The organism is Agromyces sp. NPDC127015 (assembly GCF_042725165.1).
Taxonomy (GTDB): Bacteria; Actinomycetota; Actinomycetes; order Actinomycetales; family Microbacteriaceae; genus Agromyces; species Agromyces chromiiresistens.
Genome location: NZ_JBHXDI010000004.1, coordinates 547,401 through 564,820 on the forward strand (window position 1 = coordinate 547,401; position 17,420 = coordinate 564,820).

At 72.0% G+C, this 17,420-nt stretch carries 14 protein-coding genes and 1 tRNA gene; 1 reads left to right on the forward strand and 14 read right to left on the reverse strand.

Going from position 1 to position 17,420, the window contains the following annotated elements:
- Positions 1-11 precede the first annotated feature (11 nt).
- Positions 12-88 (forward strand) — tRNA-Pro (locus ACFWGP_RS14595).
- A 50-nt stretch (positions 89-138) separates the two neighbouring features.
- Here ACFWGP_RS14595 and ACFWGP_RS14600 read toward each other — a convergent pair.
- From ACFWGP_RS14600 to ACFWGP_RS14665, 14 genes are all read right to left on the reverse strand, one after another.
- Complete coding sequence (locus tag ACFWGP_RS14600) at positions 139-1,452, reverse strand: UDP-glucose dehydrogenase family protein (protein ID WP_376931220.1); 1,314 nt, start codon at positions 1,450-1,452, stop codon at positions 139-141.
- A complete protein-coding gene (locus tag ACFWGP_RS14605) occupies positions 1,437-2,567 on the reverse strand; it encodes a heparan-alpha-glucosaminide N-acetyltransferase domain-containing protein (protein WP_376931221.1) in 1,131 nt (376 codons plus the stop codon). Before ACFWGP_RS14605 ends, ACFWGP_RS14600 begins: the two co-directional genes overlap by 16 nt.
- Positions 2,564-3,415: a universal stress protein gene (locus ACFWGP_RS14610; RefSeq protein ID WP_376931222.1), complete on the reverse strand. Its 852-nt coding sequence runs from the start codon at positions 3,413-3,415 to the stop codon at positions 2,564-2,566. The genes ACFWGP_RS14605 and ACFWGP_RS14610 overlap by 4 nt, the downstream gene beginning before the upstream one ends.
- Positions 3,416-3,534: 119 nt before the next feature.
- Positions 3,535-4,149 carry a thymidine kinase gene (locus ACFWGP_RS14615; protein ID WP_376931223.1) on the reverse strand — a complete coding sequence of 205 codons (615 nt, stop codon included), beginning with the start codon at positions 4,147-4,149 and terminating at the stop codon, positions 3,535-3,537.
- Complete coding sequence (locus ACFWGP_RS14620) at positions 4,150-4,824, reverse strand: response regulator transcription factor (protein WP_231431716.1); 675 nt, start codon at positions 4,822-4,824, stop codon at positions 4,150-4,152. It abuts the gene before it with no gap.
- On the reverse strand, positions 4,811-5,941 hold the full coding sequence (locus ACFWGP_RS14625) for a hypothetical protein (RefSeq protein WP_376931224.1): 1,131 nt from the start codon (positions 5,939-5,941) through the stop codon (positions 4,811-4,813). The genes ACFWGP_RS14620 and ACFWGP_RS14625 overlap by 14 nt, the downstream gene beginning before the upstream one ends.
- A gap of 4 nt (positions 5,942-5,945) precedes the next feature.
- On the reverse strand, positions 5,946-7,334 hold the full coding sequence (locus ACFWGP_RS14630) for a sensor histidine kinase (RefSeq protein WP_376931225.1): 1,389 nt from the start codon (positions 7,332-7,334) through the stop codon (positions 5,946-5,948).
- Positions 7,335-7,617: 283 nt separating this feature from the next.
- Positions 7,618-9,618, reverse strand: coding sequence for an intein-containing Rv2578c family radical SAM protein (locus tag ACFWGP_RS14635; RefSeq protein WP_376931226.1), 2,001 nt, complete (start codon positions 9,616-9,618; stop codon positions 7,618-7,620).
- 177 nt (positions 9,619-9,795) lie between these two features.
- On the reverse strand, positions 9,796-11,553 hold the full coding sequence (locus ACFWGP_RS14640) for an ABC-F family ATP-binding cassette domain-containing protein (RefSeq protein ID WP_376931227.1): 1,758 nt from the start codon (positions 11,551-11,553) through the stop codon (positions 9,796-9,798).
- Between the two features lie 265 nt (positions 11,554-11,818).
- Complete coding sequence (locus ACFWGP_RS14645; protein WP_376931228.1) at positions 11,819-13,297, reverse strand: malate:quinone oxidoreductase; 1,479 nt, start codon at positions 13,295-13,297, stop codon at positions 11,819-11,821.
- Positions 13,298-13,358: 61 nt separating this feature from the next.
- Positions 13,359-13,799 (reverse strand): VOC family protein, encoded by a 441-nt coding sequence (locus tag ACFWGP_RS14650; RefSeq protein WP_376931229.1) that lies wholly within the window; start codon positions 13,797-13,799, stop codon positions 13,359-13,361.
- Between the two features lie 31 nt (positions 13,800-13,830).
- Positions 13,831-14,838: an N-acetylglucosamine kinase gene (locus ACFWGP_RS14655; protein ID WP_376931230.1), complete on the reverse strand. Its 1,008-nt coding sequence runs from the start codon at positions 14,836-14,838 to the stop codon at positions 13,831-13,833.
- Complete coding sequence (locus ACFWGP_RS14660; RefSeq protein WP_376931231.1) at positions 14,835-16,091, reverse strand: 6-phospho-beta-glucosidase; 1,257 nt, start codon at positions 16,089-16,091, stop codon at positions 14,835-14,837. Before ACFWGP_RS14660 ends, ACFWGP_RS14655 begins: the two co-directional genes overlap by 4 nt.
- A gap of 109 nt (positions 16,092-16,200) precedes the next feature.
- Positions 16,201-17,355 carry an ROK family transcriptional regulator gene (locus ACFWGP_RS14665; RefSeq protein WP_275506502.1) on the reverse strand — a complete coding sequence of 385 codons (1,155 nt, stop codon included), beginning with the start codon at positions 17,353-17,355 and terminating at the stop codon, positions 16,201-16,203.
- Between the last annotated feature and the right edge of the window lie 65 nt (positions 17,356-17,420).

The following is a 17,420-nucleotide window of genomic DNA, read 5'->3' on the forward strand; positions in this document are numbered from 1 at the left end:
TGCGGGGCCACCGGGGTGTGGCGCAGCTTGGTAGCGCGCTTCGTTCGGGACGAAGAGGTCGCAGGTTCAAATCCTGTCACCCCGACCACACGCAGAACCCCCTCCGAGATCGGAGGGGGTTCTGTCGTATCCGTACGTTCAGGGGCGCCCGATGCCCCGCAGTTCCCAGCCGGCCGCGCGCCAAGCGGCGGCGTCGAGCACGTTGCGGGCATCGATGATGCGGCGACCCGCGACGAGTCGCGCCGAGTCGACGGGATCGAGCGCGCGGTACTCCCTCCACTCGGTCACGAGCACGACGAGGTCGGCCCCGCGCAACGCCTCACGGGTCGAGCTGACGTAGTCGAGCTGGGGGTGCCGCGCACGGGCGTTCTCGATGCCCTCGGGGTCGGTCGCGACCACGTCGGCGCCGAGCCCCTTGAGCTGCACCGCCACGTCGAGCGCGGGTGAATCGCGCACGTCGTCGGACTCGGGCTTGAACGTCACGCCGAGCACCGCGATGCGCTTGCGGTGCACCTGTCCGCCGAGTGCGGCGACGGCGAGGTCGACGACCCGTTGCCGCTGGCGCAGGTTGATCGCGTCGACCTCGCGCAGGAAGGCGAGGGACTCGCCGCGCCCCAGTTCTTCGGCGCGTGCCGTGAACGCACGGATGTCCTTCGGGAGGCATCCCCCGCCGAACCCGACACCGGCGTTGAGGAAGCGGCGGCCGATGCGCGCGTCATGGCCGATCGCGTCGGCGAGGGCGGTGACATCGGCTCCCGTGACGTCGGCGATCTCGGCCATCGCGTTGATGAAGCTGATCTTCGTCGCGAGGAAGGCGTTCGCCGCGACCTTCACGAGTTCGGCGGTCGCGTAGTCGGTCACGATGCGCGGCGCTCCGGCCTCGATCGCCGCACGGTACACCCGATCGAGCACCGACGCCGCACGTCCGTCCCCACCGGGATCGCGGACTCCGTACACGAGTCGGTCGGGCTCGAGGGTGTCGCGGACCGCGAAGCCCTCGCGCAGGAACTCCGGATTCCAGGCGACCTCCGCCTGCGGCGCGACCGCGGCCAGCAGGTCGGCCAGCCGGGACGCCGTGCCGACCGGCACCGTGCTCTTCCCGACCACGAGCGCCCCGTCGGCGAGATGCGGGGCGAGCGCTGCGAACGCCGCGTCGACGTAGCTCAGGTCGGCCGCGTTCGTGCCCGCGGACTGCGGCGTGCCGACCGCGACGAAGTGCACCTCCGCGTCGGCGGCGTCGGCGATGTCCGTCGAGAAGCGCAGGCGACCCGACGCGGTGGCGGAGGTGAGGATCTCGGCGAGCCCCGGCTCGAAGAACGGCGGTCGGCCGGCAGCGAGCTCGGCCACCTTCGCGGCGTCGATGTCGACGCCGACGACTTCGTGTCCGAGTTCGGCCATCGCCGACGCGTGCACCGCCCCGAGGTAGCCGCAGCCGATCACCGAGATGCGCATGGCAAGTCCTTTCGAGCGGGACTTCCATTCTCGCGGTTGCGGCCGCTCGCCGCGCGCAGCAGTCGTTCGAGCGGTCCGCGACCGAGCCACCGGCGCCAGCACCACGCGAAGATCATGCTGCCGATGATCAGCCCGAACGTGAGCGCCCACGAGTCGTCGGTCAGGTATCCGTCTTCAGCGCGTTTCGCCGCTGCGATCACGATGAGGTGCAGCGTGTAGATCGTGAGCGGCATCGACCCCATCGCCGTGACCGGCGACAGCACGCGGCCGGCGACGCGGCGGACGGCGGGCCTGACGAGACCGGTGAGCGTCACCGTGGCCGCGACGATCACGAGCGCCACCCCGACGTTGCCCATGGCGAGCGCCGAGGCGGAGACCGCGTGCTCGAGCACCGACGCCGAGGCATCCGTCTCGGCAGGCAGCACCCGGGTCAGCGGAAGCATCACGGCCGCCACCGCCGCGCCGCAGAGCGCGTACCAGGCGACGACTCGCGGAGCCGAGGCGCCGAGCCTCGCGAGCCCGAGGCCGATGAGCATGACCGGCACCCAGATGATCACCGGGTACGCCCCGGTCAGGACCCAGCCGACGAGGAGCCCGACCTCGCCCTCGCCCGCGGCGACGATCTCTGGGCTGTACTGCGCCGCCGTCGCGAGGCCCGGCGCGATCGCGAGCAGCACGGCGCCGAGCCCGAGCGCGACGCGCGGCGGCAGGAACAGCAGCGGGAGCATGAGCAGGAACGCGACGCCGTACACGTCGAGGATGATGTACACGAGCGGGTGCAGGGTCGCGGCGATCAGCAGCCCGAGCGCGATGAGGATGAGCGCGCGGATCGTGATCTGACGGCGCAGCAGCCCGCGCCCCTCGCCGATCGGGCGGGTGCCGCCCGAGATGAAGCCGAGCCCGAAGCCCGCCGTGAGGGCGAAGAGCAGTCGCGGGCGTTCGTCGGCGATGGCCAGGAGTTCTGCCGCGTCGAGCGTTGCGGCGGCCGGCGCGACGTGCGCGACGAACATGCCGATGAGCGCCAGGCCGCGGGCGGCGTCGATGCCGTCGACCCGGGCCGGCAGTGCGGCGCGCAGCCGGCTGCGCGGCGATCGCACGACCGGCGCGGCGCTCACCGCACGACGACCGTCGGCGCCTCGAGCCGCGAGAGCACGCCGTGGCTGACCGAACCGAGCAGGAACCTGGCGATCGCACCCCTGCCGTGGCTGCCGACGACGAGCAACTCGGCCTCGGCAGCCGCCTCGGCGAGCGCCGTCACCGGGTCGCCCGCCTCGACCCGCCGGTCGATCTCGAGTGCCGGACGGGCGGACGCCACGGGAGCGAGCGCGTCGTCGAGCACCTCGCGGGCTGCGTCGGTGAGGTCGTCGACGGCGACCATCGCGGGGCCGTAGCCGTATTCGCCGCCGGCCATCAGCGCCATGTCCCACGCGTGCACCGCGACGAGCGGCACGGCGCGCCGCTCCGCCTCGTCGGCCGCGAAGGCGAGTGCACGCGCGCCGACCTGCGATCCGTCGACGCCGACGACGACGCCGCGACGCGCCGAGACGTCGATATCGGGCACGACGACGACGGGCGCCTCGCTCGCTGCGGCGATGCGCAGGCTGTGCACACCTCGCCGGCTCGGACGCTTTCCGCCGTGCCAGTCGCTGCCGACGACGAGCAGTTCCGCACCCCGCGACCGCTCCGCGAACACCTCGACGGGCGATCCCTGCTCGAGTTCGGTGGCGACCTCGAGACCAGGGTCGACGTCGAGCGCCACTGTGGCGGCGTCGGCGAGCGACGCGCGGGCCCGGTCGAGCGCGGCGAGCAGCAACTGGGCGTCTCCGGTCGCCTCGACGGCGCTGTCGACCACGTGCACGAGCCGGAGCGGGCAGCGACGCGCCGATGCCCGTTCTGCGGCCCAGCGCACCGCCCTCAGGCCGGCGCTCTCGGCGGTGCTGACTCCGACGACGACTTCGCTCATGCGGCGGCCCTCCTGCCTCCATCATCACGCGGATGCCTCGTCGGCACCACCCTCGGGCAGGTGGCGGCGGCCCGACGGACGGGGATGACGGCGGCACGGCTCGCGCCGAGGCATCCTCGTCAGTGACGGCCGTTCAGCACCCCGCCGGACTCCTGCAGGTAGCAGACGCCGCACAGCGACTCGTAGGCGACCTCGACCCCGTCGATGGCGACCTGGTCGCCGTCGAAGATGTAGCGGCCGTCGACCCGGCGGCCGTTGAAGATCGCCTTGCGACCGCAGCGGCAGATCGTCTTGAGCTCCTCGAGCGAGTGCGAGACCTCGAGCAGGCGACGGCTGCCCGGGAAGGCGACCGTCTGGAAATCGGTGCGGATGCCGTACGCGAGCACGGGGATGCCGTCGATGAGCGCGATGCGCAGGAGGTCGTCGACCTGGTCGGACGAGAGGAACTGCGCCTCGTCGACGAGCAGGCAGCTCACGTCGCGGCCGGCCTCCTCGATGACCCGGGTGCGGTGCCCTTGGAAGCGGTCGAGCACGGGTGCGTCGGGTTCGATCACGAAGTCGACCTCGCGCACGACGCCGAGCCGGGACACGATGTCCCGGTCGCCCTTCGTGTCGATCGCGGGCTTCGCGAGCAGCACCCGGTGGCCCCGCTCCTCGTAGTTGAACGCCGCCTGGAGCAACGCCGTCGACTTTCCGGAGTTCATCGCCCCATAGCGGAAGTACAGTTTCGCCATCTACTCGAGGAATCCGTCTTCTGCGGCACGACGGATCAGCTCGGCCTTGCGGCTGGCCGGCTTGCCCACCTTCGCGTACTTCTCGCGCACCCGTCGCAGGTACGTCTTCGCCGTCTCGTAGCCGACGTCCATGCGCTGGCCGACCTCGAGCGTGCTGAGCCCCTGCGCGTAGTAGCGCAGCGCCTTCTCTTCGGCCGGGCTGAGGTGCACCCCCGACATCGTCGTGTGCGAGCCGGGTGCCTCGCCCGGTCGCCCCTGCGGTCGTGGATGCCTCGGCAGTCGTTCGCCGCGCATCACGCGCCGCGCATAGTCGACGAGCGTCTCGGCGGGCAGCGTCTTCGAGACGAACCCCGCCGCACCGGCGGCCATGCTGCGTTCTCGCGACTCGTCGTCGTCGAGTGCGGTGACGACGATGACCCGCGCGCCGGCGGCGCGGCACGCCCGGATGCGCGACTCGATCGACACGCTGTCGCCGAGCTGGAGGTCCATGAGCACCAGGTCGACCGGGAAGGCGGGGCTGCGCACCAGGTCCATCCAGGAGGTCGCGGTCACGACGACCTCGAAATCGGGCGCGAGATCGGCGAACCACCGCGCCAGGCTGTCGACGATCAACCCGTGGTCGTCGAGGATCGCGAGACGATGGCGCGGCGTCGCGGCCGGTTCACTCGATGACATATCTCAGCTCCACAGTGACATTCTCCCGCGTCGAGACCGATTCGGCACCCAACGCCACGGCACGAGCCACGGCGACGAACCGATCGAGTTCGCGCTTGGCCGGTGGACGCGCCGCGGGATCGGCGACGATCCGGATGAGTCCGCCCTCGGGCTCGGGCGAGAATGCGACGCTGACGCGTTCGGAACGGCCTGTGTCGGCGAGCCACGTGATGAGGGCGGTGAGCGCCGACCGCTGGTCGTCGCCGAGTACGTCGGCGGCGCCCGTCGGGTCGTCGACGAGGGTCTCGACACCGCGGCTCACCCGCAGGTTCGCTGCGAGATCGTCGAGCCAGGTCGACTCGATGCCCGCACGAAGCGCCCGCCGGAGCTCTTCGGCGAGCTCGCGCGCGCGGTCGGCATCGGCGACCGAGATGCGCTCCGCGGTCATCACGCCCGCGAGGAACGGCAGCACCTCGCGGCCGAGCACCGAGACGCGGCTCTGCTGCACGGACCTCGCGATGCCGGCCCGCAGCTCCGAGTCGCGCTGGAGCGCCGCCCGGTTCGCCTCCCGCTGCCACGCGAGCGTCTCGGCGATGATCGCGTACGCGTAACCCGCGGCGGCGGCGGAGAGCGCGACCACGGGCGCCGCGTTGACGGCGATGAGCGCGGCGACCGGGGCGTCGGCGACGACGTAGGCGGAAGCGCCGACGACGAGGATCGACAGCACGATCGAGGCGAGCACTCCGGCGAGCGCGAGCGAGAGCCAGGTGCAGAACGGGGCGACCGAGAGGATGAGCATGCCGATCACGACCGGCCCGTAGTCGTCGTAGAGGTACTGGTTGGACCCGACGGTGCTCATGTACTCGGCGATGGCCGCCCCCACGGCGAGCGTCACCACGAGCCACAGGCGCTCCGCCGTGAACGGGGCCCGCGACGGGGCCGCCGACACCGCTGCGACCGCACCGGCGGCGGCGACGAGCACGATCGCCGCGATCGCCGCCACGGGTGCGACGATCTCGGAGCGGTGCACCCACGTGAGCGCGAGCGACGTGCCGAGCGAGAGCACGGCGCCGATCACGACGATGGGGGCGGCGGTGATCGCGCCGATCGGGTCGGCCTCCTGCTGGGTCAGTCTCACCGGCTCACGCACCACCCTCGGGAACCGTGAGCACGATCGTCGTGCCGATGCCCTTCGTCGACCACAGCCGCACCGTGCCCTCCTGCTGTTCGATGCGGGCCCTGATCGAGGTGCGCAGCCCGATGCGGTCGTCGGGCACGGCGGACTCGTCGAACCCCACGCCGCTGTCCATGACGGCGACCGTCACCTCTCCCCCGCCGAGTCCGAGGGCGAGTTCGGCCTCGGCGACGCCGGCGTGGCGGGCGACGTTGATGAGGCACTGGGCGACCGCGGCGTCGAGCGCCTCCGCCCGCGCCGGGCCGAGCACCCGCATCACCCCGACGTCGCCCGTGACGCGCACGGTGAGGCCGGCGTGCTCGGCCGCCGTGAACGCCTGCACGAGCGAGGGCTCGCCGTCGGCGGCAGCCACCTCACGAGCCGAGCCGCCATCGGGGCGGGCGGACGATGCCGGTGCGCTCGTGCGCCGAGCGGCGGCACGCCGTCGAGATCGACCCCCGGTCGCCGCGACGGTGTCGTCGACGGCGCCCGCCCCGGTGCCGGCGGCCGAGGCGGTCGCGGGTGCCACGCCGCTCCCGCCTGCGCGGCCGCCGGTCGATGCACGCTGCGGTGACCCTGCCGTCGTCGGGCCGGCGTGGTCGATCGCCCAGTCCCGGCCGACGATGAGGCCGAGATCCTGGCGGATTCCGGCGCGCAACCGCTCGTCGACGACGCCCGAGCCCGCCGATGCGATCGCGATGAGGTGGCTGAGCGCGGTGTCGTGCAGCCGCGCGGTCGCCCTGAGCTCGTAGTCGTGGCGGATGGCGAGTTCACGGGTCTGCTGGCTCGCACGGTGCAGGCCCGTCTCCTGGCGGGCGTCGGAACGGCGGGAGACGCCGTCGAAGACCCTGACGACGATGAGGATGCCGAATGCCGCAGCCGCCGCCATGTTCGGCGCATACACCCCGCCCACGAGCGCGACGCCGAGGAACATCGCCGCCTCGCCGAGGGCGTAGCCGAGCGACGCCCACACGATCGCGATGAGCGATCCGCTGCCGGCACCGCCGACCAGCAGCAGAGCGATCCGCGGCATCGCGAGCAGGGCGTTGTTGGTCGTCGCGAAGCCGCCCGGCCGCATGATGAGCACGGTCAGCGCGATCATGATGCCGGTGCCGATGACGAGCGCGAGCACGGTGAGCGTGACCGTCGGGAACCGCGCGACGGCGGCGAGCGCGAGCGCCATGATCGCGGCGAGTGCGGCGCCCGCCCACCCGCCGGGCGTTCCGCCGACCGTGGCGACGATGACGCCGACCGAGATCGAGACGGCGAGGCATGCGAAGGCCGCGCAGTGTCCCGCGAAGGCGAGCGCCCGGCTCAGGCTGTCGCGTGCGAGATGCCCCGGCAACCCCAGGCTCATCGTGAACCTCCACTCGCGACCGGCGGCCCGATCGCGCCATGTGGACCGGACTCAGCGAATTATCCCAGTTCTGCGCGCTTCCGCGCATCCGGGGCGCGTCTCGATCGCGAACGCGCACGCCGAGGCCGTGGCGCGCACGGCGGCTCGGCGGGCGGAATCAGAACAGCATGGCGGGATCGCCGGGCGCGGCGATCTCGAGGGGCAGCTCGCCGGCGGGGCGGGGCGGCGTGGGGGGGCTTGCCCCCCGCCCCCCCCCCCCACGCCCCCCCCCCCGGACCCGATACTACCGTGCCCGGGGGCGGCCGGGCGGGCGGGCGTGGGGGTGGATGGGGTGACAGAGCCAGCGGCGGTACTCCTTCGGCGCATAGGCGTTGGTGCCGTAGTACATCGACCGGTACTTCGGCACGAGCTCGGGGTGGGCGCGCTCGAGCCACTGCATGAACCAGGGCTTCACGGCTCCGCGCAGGTGCAGCGCCGTGTACAGGACGCTCGACGCGCCGGCTGCCTTGGCCTGACGGAGTGCCTCGTCGAGGTGGGCGCGGGTGTCGGTGAGGTAGGGCAGGATCGGCATGAGGAAGACGGCGCAGTCGAGCCCCGCCTCACGTACCGCCGTGACGGTCGCGAGTCGCGCCCTGGTCGACGGCGTGCCCGGCTCGATCGACTGCTGCAGCTCGGGGTCGTAGATCGCGATCGACATCGCGAGGTCGACCGGCACGTGCTCGGCGGCGGCGGCGAGCTTCGGCAGGTCGCGTCGCAGCAGGGTGCCCTTCGTGAGGACGCTGAACGGCGTGCCGCTCGCCGTGAGCTCGTCGACGATGCCCGGCATGAGCTCGTAGCGCCCCTCGGCCCGCTGGTACGGGTCGGTGTTCGTACCCAATGCGACGGACTCGTGTCGCCACGACGGCCGGGCGAGTTCGCGCCGGAGCACCTCGGCGACGTTGACCTTCACGATGATCTGCCGATCGAAGTCATCACCGGCATCGAGGTCGAGGTAGCTGTGGGTCGGGCGAGCGAAGCAATTGTGGCTCACCACCCCGTTCGCGATGAAGTCTCCGGTCGACGTCGTGATGTCGAGCATCTCGAGTTGCGTACCGAGCGGTTCGACCGACACCACGCGGAGGTCGGCCATTGTCTTGACCGTGGTGCCGGCGAGCGCAAGCTTCCGCTTGATCGCAGGCCGGCTGATCGAGAAGAAGTCGTTCCGTGCGCGGAGCCCGCCGCGCACCCGAACGCTCGACACCCCGTTCGCGCGGGCGGGCTCACGGACGTACGGAATGTCGAAATGCGACAGCGAGCGCTCGACTGCGGTGAGGACGACATCGTCTGAATTGCTGATGCGCAGCACGCCCCGAGCACACGAGCCTTCGGCGTCGAAGATGCCGGCGAGATACCCTGCACGCCACGCCTCGGCCGGATCCTGCGGCCACTCGATGATGGAGCCGACGGCGTCGAAATCCCTGGACTTCGAAGTTCGGATCGCCGCCATCTCTCGGCGGGTGGCCGTGGCGGGAGTGAACCGGAATTGCGACGTCATCACCCCGAAGTGTTCAAGGAATCGGCGCGAGCGCGACAGCGCCTCGTCGTCAGCGAGCGCCAGACGAACGCGGTGGGCGACCAACGCCCCACCTGTCGCACGCGGGTGGATCCGTCGAAGCATCATGCCGTCGCCGCGAATCATGCCCGTCAGATATCCACGGCGATAATCGTCGGACGCGGTCGATGGAACCGGTCTCCCAGACATTGCGCCGAATCCGATGAGGCGGTCGTCGACGGTGAGATACGGTCGACCCGCCCCGCCTGCCATCGCTCCGGTGACGTACTTCCATCCGCGCTCCGTGAGGAATCGGTGGTCGCCGCTCGCGACGAGAACAGTACCGTCGGCCAGGCGAATGCGGTACGCGGCCTTACGAGTCGCCCATTTGGCCAGCACGATCGTTTCCACGTACTTCCGGTACTGACCGATCTGCCGTGTGCCCATGACCTCGTCACCGACCTCGACGTCGGAGAGCGCCTTGGTTCGACCGTCGGCCATCATGATGGCCGTCGAGGGCTCCAGGCAGTACACGCACGCGTGACTGCAGCCCCGATACGGGTTGATGGTCCAGCCGAACGGCATCATCGACGGGCCCGGCACCCGGTTGAGCGCCGACTTCGCGAGCACCTCGTGGAACGTGATGCCCGCGAACTCGGGCGTCTGCACCGAGCGCACGAGATTGTTGAGCCGGGCGAGGCCGGGCAGCGCATCGACCTGGTCGACGCCGAGTTCCTGCCCGCTCCATCTCATTCGTACATTCGAACATGTATTCGAGTTCGGCGCAAGCGACACCCGGCACGGCGTCCGCATTCCTCATTCGAGTCTCGTCCAAATTCGGGCGAGAGTCGAATGCGATTCCGAGCGAGGTCGCCTGCATCGGACGGTGCGGATGGATGCCTCGGGCCCGGTCCCGAGGCATCCGCTCGCTCAATTCCCCACCGCGGCCGGAACGGCGGCGCCCGCGTGCAGCTCGAGCCGCTCCCCCGCCCAGCGCCGGCGGAGCCAGCGATCGTGGCTCGCGATGACGACGGCGCCGGGGTAGCCGCCGAGGGCCTCCTCGAGGTCGGTCGCGAGTGCGAGCGACAGGTGGTTGGTCGGCTCGTCGAGCAGGAACACGTGCGGCGGCCGCGCGATCACGAGCGCGAGGGCGAGCCGCCGCTGCTGCCCGACCGACAGCGTGCCGAGCGGCCGCTCGAGATCACGCGGCGCGATGAGCCCGAGACTCGAGAGCGGCACCTGGCCGGCGCGGCGTTCGCCGAGCACCCGTTCGTAGAGCGCGCGCGGCGTCGCCGACGGGTCGGCGAAGCGCACGTCCTGCTCGAGCAGCTGCACCCGCAGCCCCTTGCGCCGGTGCACGGTACCGCGATCGGGCGCGAGCCCGCCCGCGAGCACGCCCAGCAGCGTCGACTTGCCCGCGCCGTTCGCACCCGTGACGAGGAGCCTCGTGAGCGGTGCGAGCTGCAGCTCGTCGAGGCGCAGTCGCCCCTCGACCTCGAGGTCGGCGACCTGCACGAGCAGACTGGCGGCCTCCTCGAGCGCGTGCGAACCCGCGGGGATCCCGGCGAACTCGAGCGGCGACGGGGGCTTGCGCACCTGCTCGCGCTCGAGCGTCTCGAGTCGCTGCTCCGCGTTGCGCACGCGACGCGCGACCGTGCGCGCGACGTTCTCACCCTTGAAGTGGCGGATGAACTTGTCGTTGTCGGTCGCCGCTCGGCCGTACGCGACGTTCCGCGCCGTGTCGGCGACTGCCGCGCGCAGGCGCTTCAGCTCCTCCTGCTCGTCCTCGTACTGGCGCTGCCAGCGGGCCCGCTCGTCGGCCTTCACCGCGAGGAACTCGCTGAATCCGCCGCCGAACACCGTGCCGCCCGAGGCGCTCAGCACCTCGCTGCTGCTCGCGCCGCGACCGGCCGCGGCTGACGCGGCGAGCGCGCCCTGCCGCCCCGGGTCGAGGTCGATGAGCCCGGTCGCCGCCCGGTCGAGGAACGCCCGGTCGTGGCTCGCGAAGAGCACGGGTCCTCGCCAGGCTCGGAGCCGCGACTCGAGGAAGTCGGCGGCGGCGTCGTCGAGGTGGTTCGTCGGCTCGTCGAGCAGCAGCGCCTCGGGCGCCGAGAGCAGCAGCGCGGCGAGCGCGAACCGCGAGCGTTGGCCGCCCGAGAGCTCGTCGATGCGGCGGTCGAGGCCGAGGCCGGCGACGCCGAGCCCCTCGAGCAGTTCGTCGCGGCGCGTCTCGGCCGTCCAGACCTCGGCGCGCTCGGCGGCGTCGAGTGCCGCCGCGTACCGGGAGGAGGCGGCCTCGGCGTCCGCGCCGCCGAGTGCGACGGCGGCGGCGTCGAGCTCGCGCTCGATGGCCCGGACCTCGGCGAGCGCCGACTCGAGCACGAGGCCGACTCGCGCGTCGGGCGAGAACGGCACTTCCTGTTCGAGCAGCGCGGTGCGGCGCGGCCGGGTCAGGCGACCGGAGACGGATGCCTCGTCGGGCAGGCCCGACGGCGAGGCATCCCCGTCGTGGTCGCCCGCGAGGAGCCGGAGCAGCGTGGACTTGCCCGCCCCGTTCTCGCCGATGAGGCCGACGCGCTGGCCCGGCGCGACGGTGAAGCCGAGATCGGCGAAGATGCGCCGATCGGGGAAGGAGACCGACAGTCCGTCGGCCCGGAGATGGTTGGAAAAGGAGAGTTGTACCGGCATGGAGACCGCCGTTCGCGGAAGGCCTCCGAACGGTCGCCGGTTATCGCGGTTGCGTGCGCGACGACCGTTCGGAGGCAGGAGAGTTCCCGCCGGGCATTGCCGAGATGGGTGCGCAGAGCGCCGTCGCGATCAGTGGGCGTTCGTCAACCCCCGTGAGCACACCCGATGTCTACGGCGCCTCAGGCGCGGGACGGTGGGCTGTACTCACTTCATAGCGGGATCGACCGTAGCAGACGGTCGCACGACGGCGCAAGCGCCCGTCGAGTCAGGCGGTGAGCCCCAGGACGTCGGCGGTGGCCTTCAGCGACGCCTCGGCCGCGGCCGGGTCGTCGGACAGGCGCATGCCGTAGCTCGGGATCATCTCGCGCAGCTTCGGCTCCCAATCAGCCATGCGGTCGGGGAAGCAGCGACCGAGCACGTCGAGCATGATGGGCGCGGCCGTCGAGGCGCCCGGCGATGCGCCGAGCAGGCCCGCGATCGTGCCGTCGGCGCCCGTGATGACCTCGGTGCCGAACTGCAGCACGCCGCCCTTCGCGCCGTCCTTCTTCATGACCTGCACGCGTTGGCCGGCGGTGATGAGCTCCCAGTCGCCGGTCTTCGCCGTCGGCATGAACTCGCGCAGCGCCTTCATCTTCTTCTCGCGGTTGGCCATGAGCTCGCCGACGAGGTACTTCACGAGATCGAAGTTCTTGAGGCCGACCTGGATCATCGGCCAGATGTTGTGCAGGCGGATCGAGAACGGCAGGTCGAACCAGGTGCTCGTCTTCAGGAACTTGGGCGTGAAGCCGGCGTACGGGCCGAACAGCAGGGCGGTCTCGCCGTCGACGACGCGGGTGTCGAGGTGCGGCACCGACATCGGCGGAGCGCCGACGGCGGCCTTGCCGTAGACCTTCGACTGATGCTGGGCGACGATCTTCGGGTCGGTGGTGCGGAGGAACTGGCCCGAGATCGGGAACCCGCCGAAGCCCTTGATCTCGGGGATGCCCGAGTGCTGCAGCAGGGCGAGCGCACCACCGCCGGCGCCCACGAACACGAAGCGCGCGCGCACCGTCTTCGGGGTGTTGCCCACGGTGTGGCGCAGCCGCAGCTTCCAGGTTCCGTCTTTCTGGCGCTTGAGCCAGGTGACCTGGTGGTTCGTCTGGATCGACGCGCCGCGCGCGGCCATGTCGTGCATGAGGTACTTGGTGAGGGCGCCGAAGTCGACGTCGGTGCCCGCCTCGATGCGCGTCGCGGCGACGCGCGCCTTCGGATTGCGCTTCTTCGCGAGCAGCGGCGTCCACTCGGCGATGCGCTCGAGGTCTTCCGTGTACTCGAGGTCGGGGAACAGCGGCTCGTCCTTGAGCGCGGCGACGCGCTTGCGCAGGTACTCGATGTTCGCCTTGCCGCGCACGAAGGTCATGTGCGGCGTCGAGTTGATGAAGTTGTGCGGCTCGGGCAGCGCACCCTGGGCGACGAGGTACGCCCAGTACTGGCGGCTGATCTGGAACTGCTCGTTGATGGAGACGGCCTTCGCCGCGCTCACCGTGCCGTCGGGGTTCTCGGGCATGTAGTTGAGCTCGCACAGGGCGGCGTGGCCGGTGCCCGCGTTGTTCCACGCGTTGGAGGACTCCTGCGCGACCTCGCCGAGTCGCTCGTAGAGGCGGATCGTCCAATCGGGCTGCAACTGGGAGATCAGGGAGCCGAGCGTCGCGCTCATGATGCCCCCGCCGATCAGCACGACGTCGACGGTTTCCTCTGAATTCACGGATTCCAGTCTAGATGGGCGGGGAGGGTGCCCTTGACCGGGGTACTCTTCGCCCCGGATCTCAGCCGAGCTGGGGCAGCCCTCGCTCGTCGAGCGGCCAGCCCGGGTTGTGCGCCAGCTCCCACAGGTTGCCGTCGGGGTCGGCGACGTACCCGCTGTACCCGCCCCACTCGGTCGCGGCCGCGGCCTTCGAGATCGAGCCGCCGGCGAGCACCCAGTCGCCGATCGCCTCGTCGACCTCGTCGCGCGAGCCCAGGTTGATCGCGAGTGCGACGGCGCGGAAACCGGGCGCGTTCGCGTGGAACGTGCCCAGCGCCGCGTCCTTCGCGAGCTCGGCGGTCTCCCAGAGGGCGACGACCCCGCCCGGGGTCGCGAAGAAGGTGATCTCGCCGGGCACCGAGGACCGGGCCTCGTGCCAGCCGAGCCGGTGGTAGAAGGCGGTCGCCACCTCGACGTCGGCGACGCCGAGCGTGACGAGCGAGAATCGCTGCGGGATGCTCATGGGCCGAGCGTACGCCCCGGCATCGACGACGTCACGCGTCGAGCAGCGCCGGCTCGGCCGCCGTGACCGCCGACACTGCCGCTCGTGCACGCACGAGCGCGGCGCCGTCGCCGCCGGCGGCCTCCAGCGCGAGCAGTGCCGCCCCGACGATGGGGGCATCGTCGACGACGCTCAGGCGCGCGAGCGGCGCGGCCGCCGCGAGTTCCGAGCGGATGCCTCGGAGCAGGCGTTCGTCGCGCGATCGCGCGATGCCGCCGCCCAGCACGACCGGGATCTCGCGGTCGAGCAGCTCGAGCCTCGTGAGGCAGGCCCGCGCGAAGTCCGCGAGCTCCGTCGCCTGCCGGTCGACGAGACCGATCGCGACGGCGTCTCCGGCCCGGGCCGCCTCGAACACCGCGGGGGCGAGCGAGATCAGCTCCGAGGCATCCCGTTCGCCGAAGTGCAGGCCCTCGATCAGCTCACCGACCGAGCCGACGCCGAGGCGCCGCTCGATCTCGCCGACCAGCGCCGTCGACGGGCCGCGCCCGTCGACCGCGCGGGCGGCGTGCCAGAGCGCCGCCTCGCCCAGGCCGGAACCGCCGCCCCAGTCGCCCGAGAGCGACCCGAGCGACGGGAAGCGCACCTCGGCGCGGTCGGCGCGGAGTCCGATCGCGTTCACGCCCGTGCCGCACACGATCGCGACGGCGTCGGGTTCGTCGGTGCCGGCGCGCAGCAGCGCGTACAGGTCGTTGTCGACCGTCACCGAGGCCGCGGCCCAGTCGCACCGGCCGATGGCCGCCTCGTACCGCTCGATCTCGATGGGCAGGTCGAGCCCCGAGAGGTAGAGCCCCGCGTGGACGACCGGGCGACGGCCCGCGACCGCCCGCACGAGCTCGTCGACCACCGCGGCCGAGGCGTCGAGCCCGTCGAAGTGGGGGCTCGAGCCCGGACCGCGACGATGCTCGACGAGCGTGCCGTCGAGCTCGAGCGAGACGGCATCGGTCTTGGAGCCGCCGCCGTCGACCGCGACGACGAGCGGCAAGCCGCCCCGGCCGGTCATGCCCACCCCAGGAAGCGGGCGTTCTCGGCCATGAGCAGGTCGGTGAGCCGTTCGGCCCGCTCGTGCTGCAGCACGAGCGGGTGCGCCCGCATCGCGCGCAGGACGCGGTCGCGTCCGCCGTGCACGGCCGCGTCGAGCGCGAGCCGCTCGTAGCCCGCGACCGCCGAGACGAGGCCCGAGATGTCGTCGGGCAGCGGCGCGACCGGTTCCGCGACGAATCCCCCGTCGCGGAACACGGCCGGCACCTCGATCACGTGATCGTCGGGCAGGAAGGGCAGCACGCCGTCGTTCCGGAGGTTCACCACCCGCGACCGGCTCGCGCCGTCGCGCATCGCGGCGAGCAGCTCGATCGCGGCCTCCGAGTAGAACGCCCCGCCCCGCCCCTCGAGCGCGGCGGGTTTCTCGTGCTGCGACTCGTCGGCGTAGAGCTCGAGCAGCTCGCGCTCGATCGCCTGCACCGCCTCGGCCCGCGTCGGCTCGGCGAGCTGCTCGCGCAGCACCTCGTCGTGGGCGTAGTAGTACCGCAGGTAGTACGAGGGCACGACGCCGAGCTGTGCGAGCAGCTCGGGTGCGAGGTGCACCTCGTCGGCCAGGTCGCCGAGCCGGTCGGCGAGGAGGTCGGGAAGCCGGTCGCGCCCGTCGATCGTGACGCTGCGCTCCCAGGTGAGGTGGTTGAGCCCGACGTGGCCGAGGTGCACGCGGTCGTGCTCGACGCCGTAGAACGACGCGTAGCGACGCTGGAACCCGATCGCGACGTTGCAGAGGCCGACCGCACGGTGCCCGGCCTCGAGCAAGGCGCGGGTCACGATGCCGACCGGGTTCGTGAAGTCGACGATCCAGGCGTCGGGCTTCGCGTGCCGGCGCACGGCCTCGGCGATGCGCAGCACCACGGGGACCGTGCGCAGCGCCTTCGCGAGGCCGCCGGGCCCGGTGGTCTCCTGACCGATGCAGCCGACCTCGTGCGGCCAGGTCTCGTCGGCGTGGCGCGCGTGCTGCCCGCCGACCCGCAGCTGGACGAGCACCGCGTCGGCGTCGGCGACGCCCGCGACGAGATCGGTCGTGCCGATCACGCGCGCGGGGTGACCGGCGTGGGCGAGCATGCGCCGCGACATCCCGGCGACGAGGGCGAGACGGTGCTCGTCGGGGTCGACGAGCCGGATCTCCTCGAGCGGCAGCGTCTCGCGCAGCCGGGCGAAGCCGTCGATGAGCTCGGGGGTGTAGGTGGATCCACCGCCGACGATGGCGAGTTTCATGTCTCCTCATTCCGCTGGAAGCAGGCTGGCGCGCAGGTGCTGCGCGCAGGTGTGGTCGACCGCCGGATGCCTCGCGGCATCCGTGTCGGTGGTGTGAGGTGCGGGCGCGTCAGCCCGCGAGCGAGATATCGGCCTCGAGCTGGTCCCTGATCTGTTCGACGAGCTGCTGCCGGGCGCCGAGCAGGACCGGCTGCACGCCGGTGCCGCTCGTGCGCACCACGACCCTCGGATGGTCGGCCGGGTCGATCCGTTCGGCGACGAGCGCGGCGAGCCGGGCCCCGCCGGCCGTGCCGGTCGGACCGCCGAGCACGATCATCGCCGGGTCGAGGATCGCGAGCAGCGGATGCACGGCGAGCGCCACCCGATCGGCGAGCGAGGCGAGCGCGACATCGTCTTCCGCGAGCCGCGGCAGCGCAGTGGCGAGCGGCCTCCCGGCGGCGCCGAGGAGCCTGGCCACCGCCGGCCCGCCCAGCAGGTCGGTGAGGTCGTTCGCCTCGGGGGCGAGCTCGGCCGCGGCCCTCGGCACGCCGAGGTAGCCGATCTCGCCCGCGCTGCCCGACGCGCCGCGATGCACGACGCCCCCGAGGTCGACGCCCACCCCCAGTCCGTCGCCGATCCAGAACAGGGCGAAGCTCGCGGCGTCCTGCGCGGCGCCGACCGCGCGCTCGGCCATGGCCGCCAGGTTCACGTCGTTGTCGATCGTCGCGGCGAGCCCGAGGGCGGCCTCGATCCGTTCGCGGGCGCCGACCGCCGGCCAGCCCGGGAGCGTGTCGGTGAGCGAGAGCTCGTCTCCGTCGACGGAGAACGCGGCCTGCACGCCGATGACGACGCGGCTGACCGACGAACGATCGAGGCCCGCGGCCTCGCAGGCCGCCGCCACCGCCGCGCGGACGTCGCCCTCTGGGGTTCGCCCCGAGGATGCCGCCTCGATCTCGACGATCGGGTGATCGCCGTCGATCGCGTCGACGACGACCGCCTGGATGGCGCCGGCCACGATCGAGATCGCGACGCCCGTGATGCGATCGACCCGCACGCCGTAGCTGACGGCGTTCGGACCGCGGCCCCCCGAGACCTCGCCCACCGGATGGATGAGGCCGACCCGCTCGAGCCGGGTGATCATCTGCGTGGCCGTCGGCTTGGACAGCCCCGACAGTGCACCGAGCTTCGAGCGGGTGAGCGGACCGTGCTCGAGGAGGAGCCGGAACGCCGTGCGGTCGTTGCGCGCGGCGAGCCACGTGGGCGTGCCCGGATCGATCTGGTTCATGCCGTCCCTCCCCTGGTGCGGATCGCACTGTCGCAACTCTATCTAAAAACGTTCTTTACTGAATT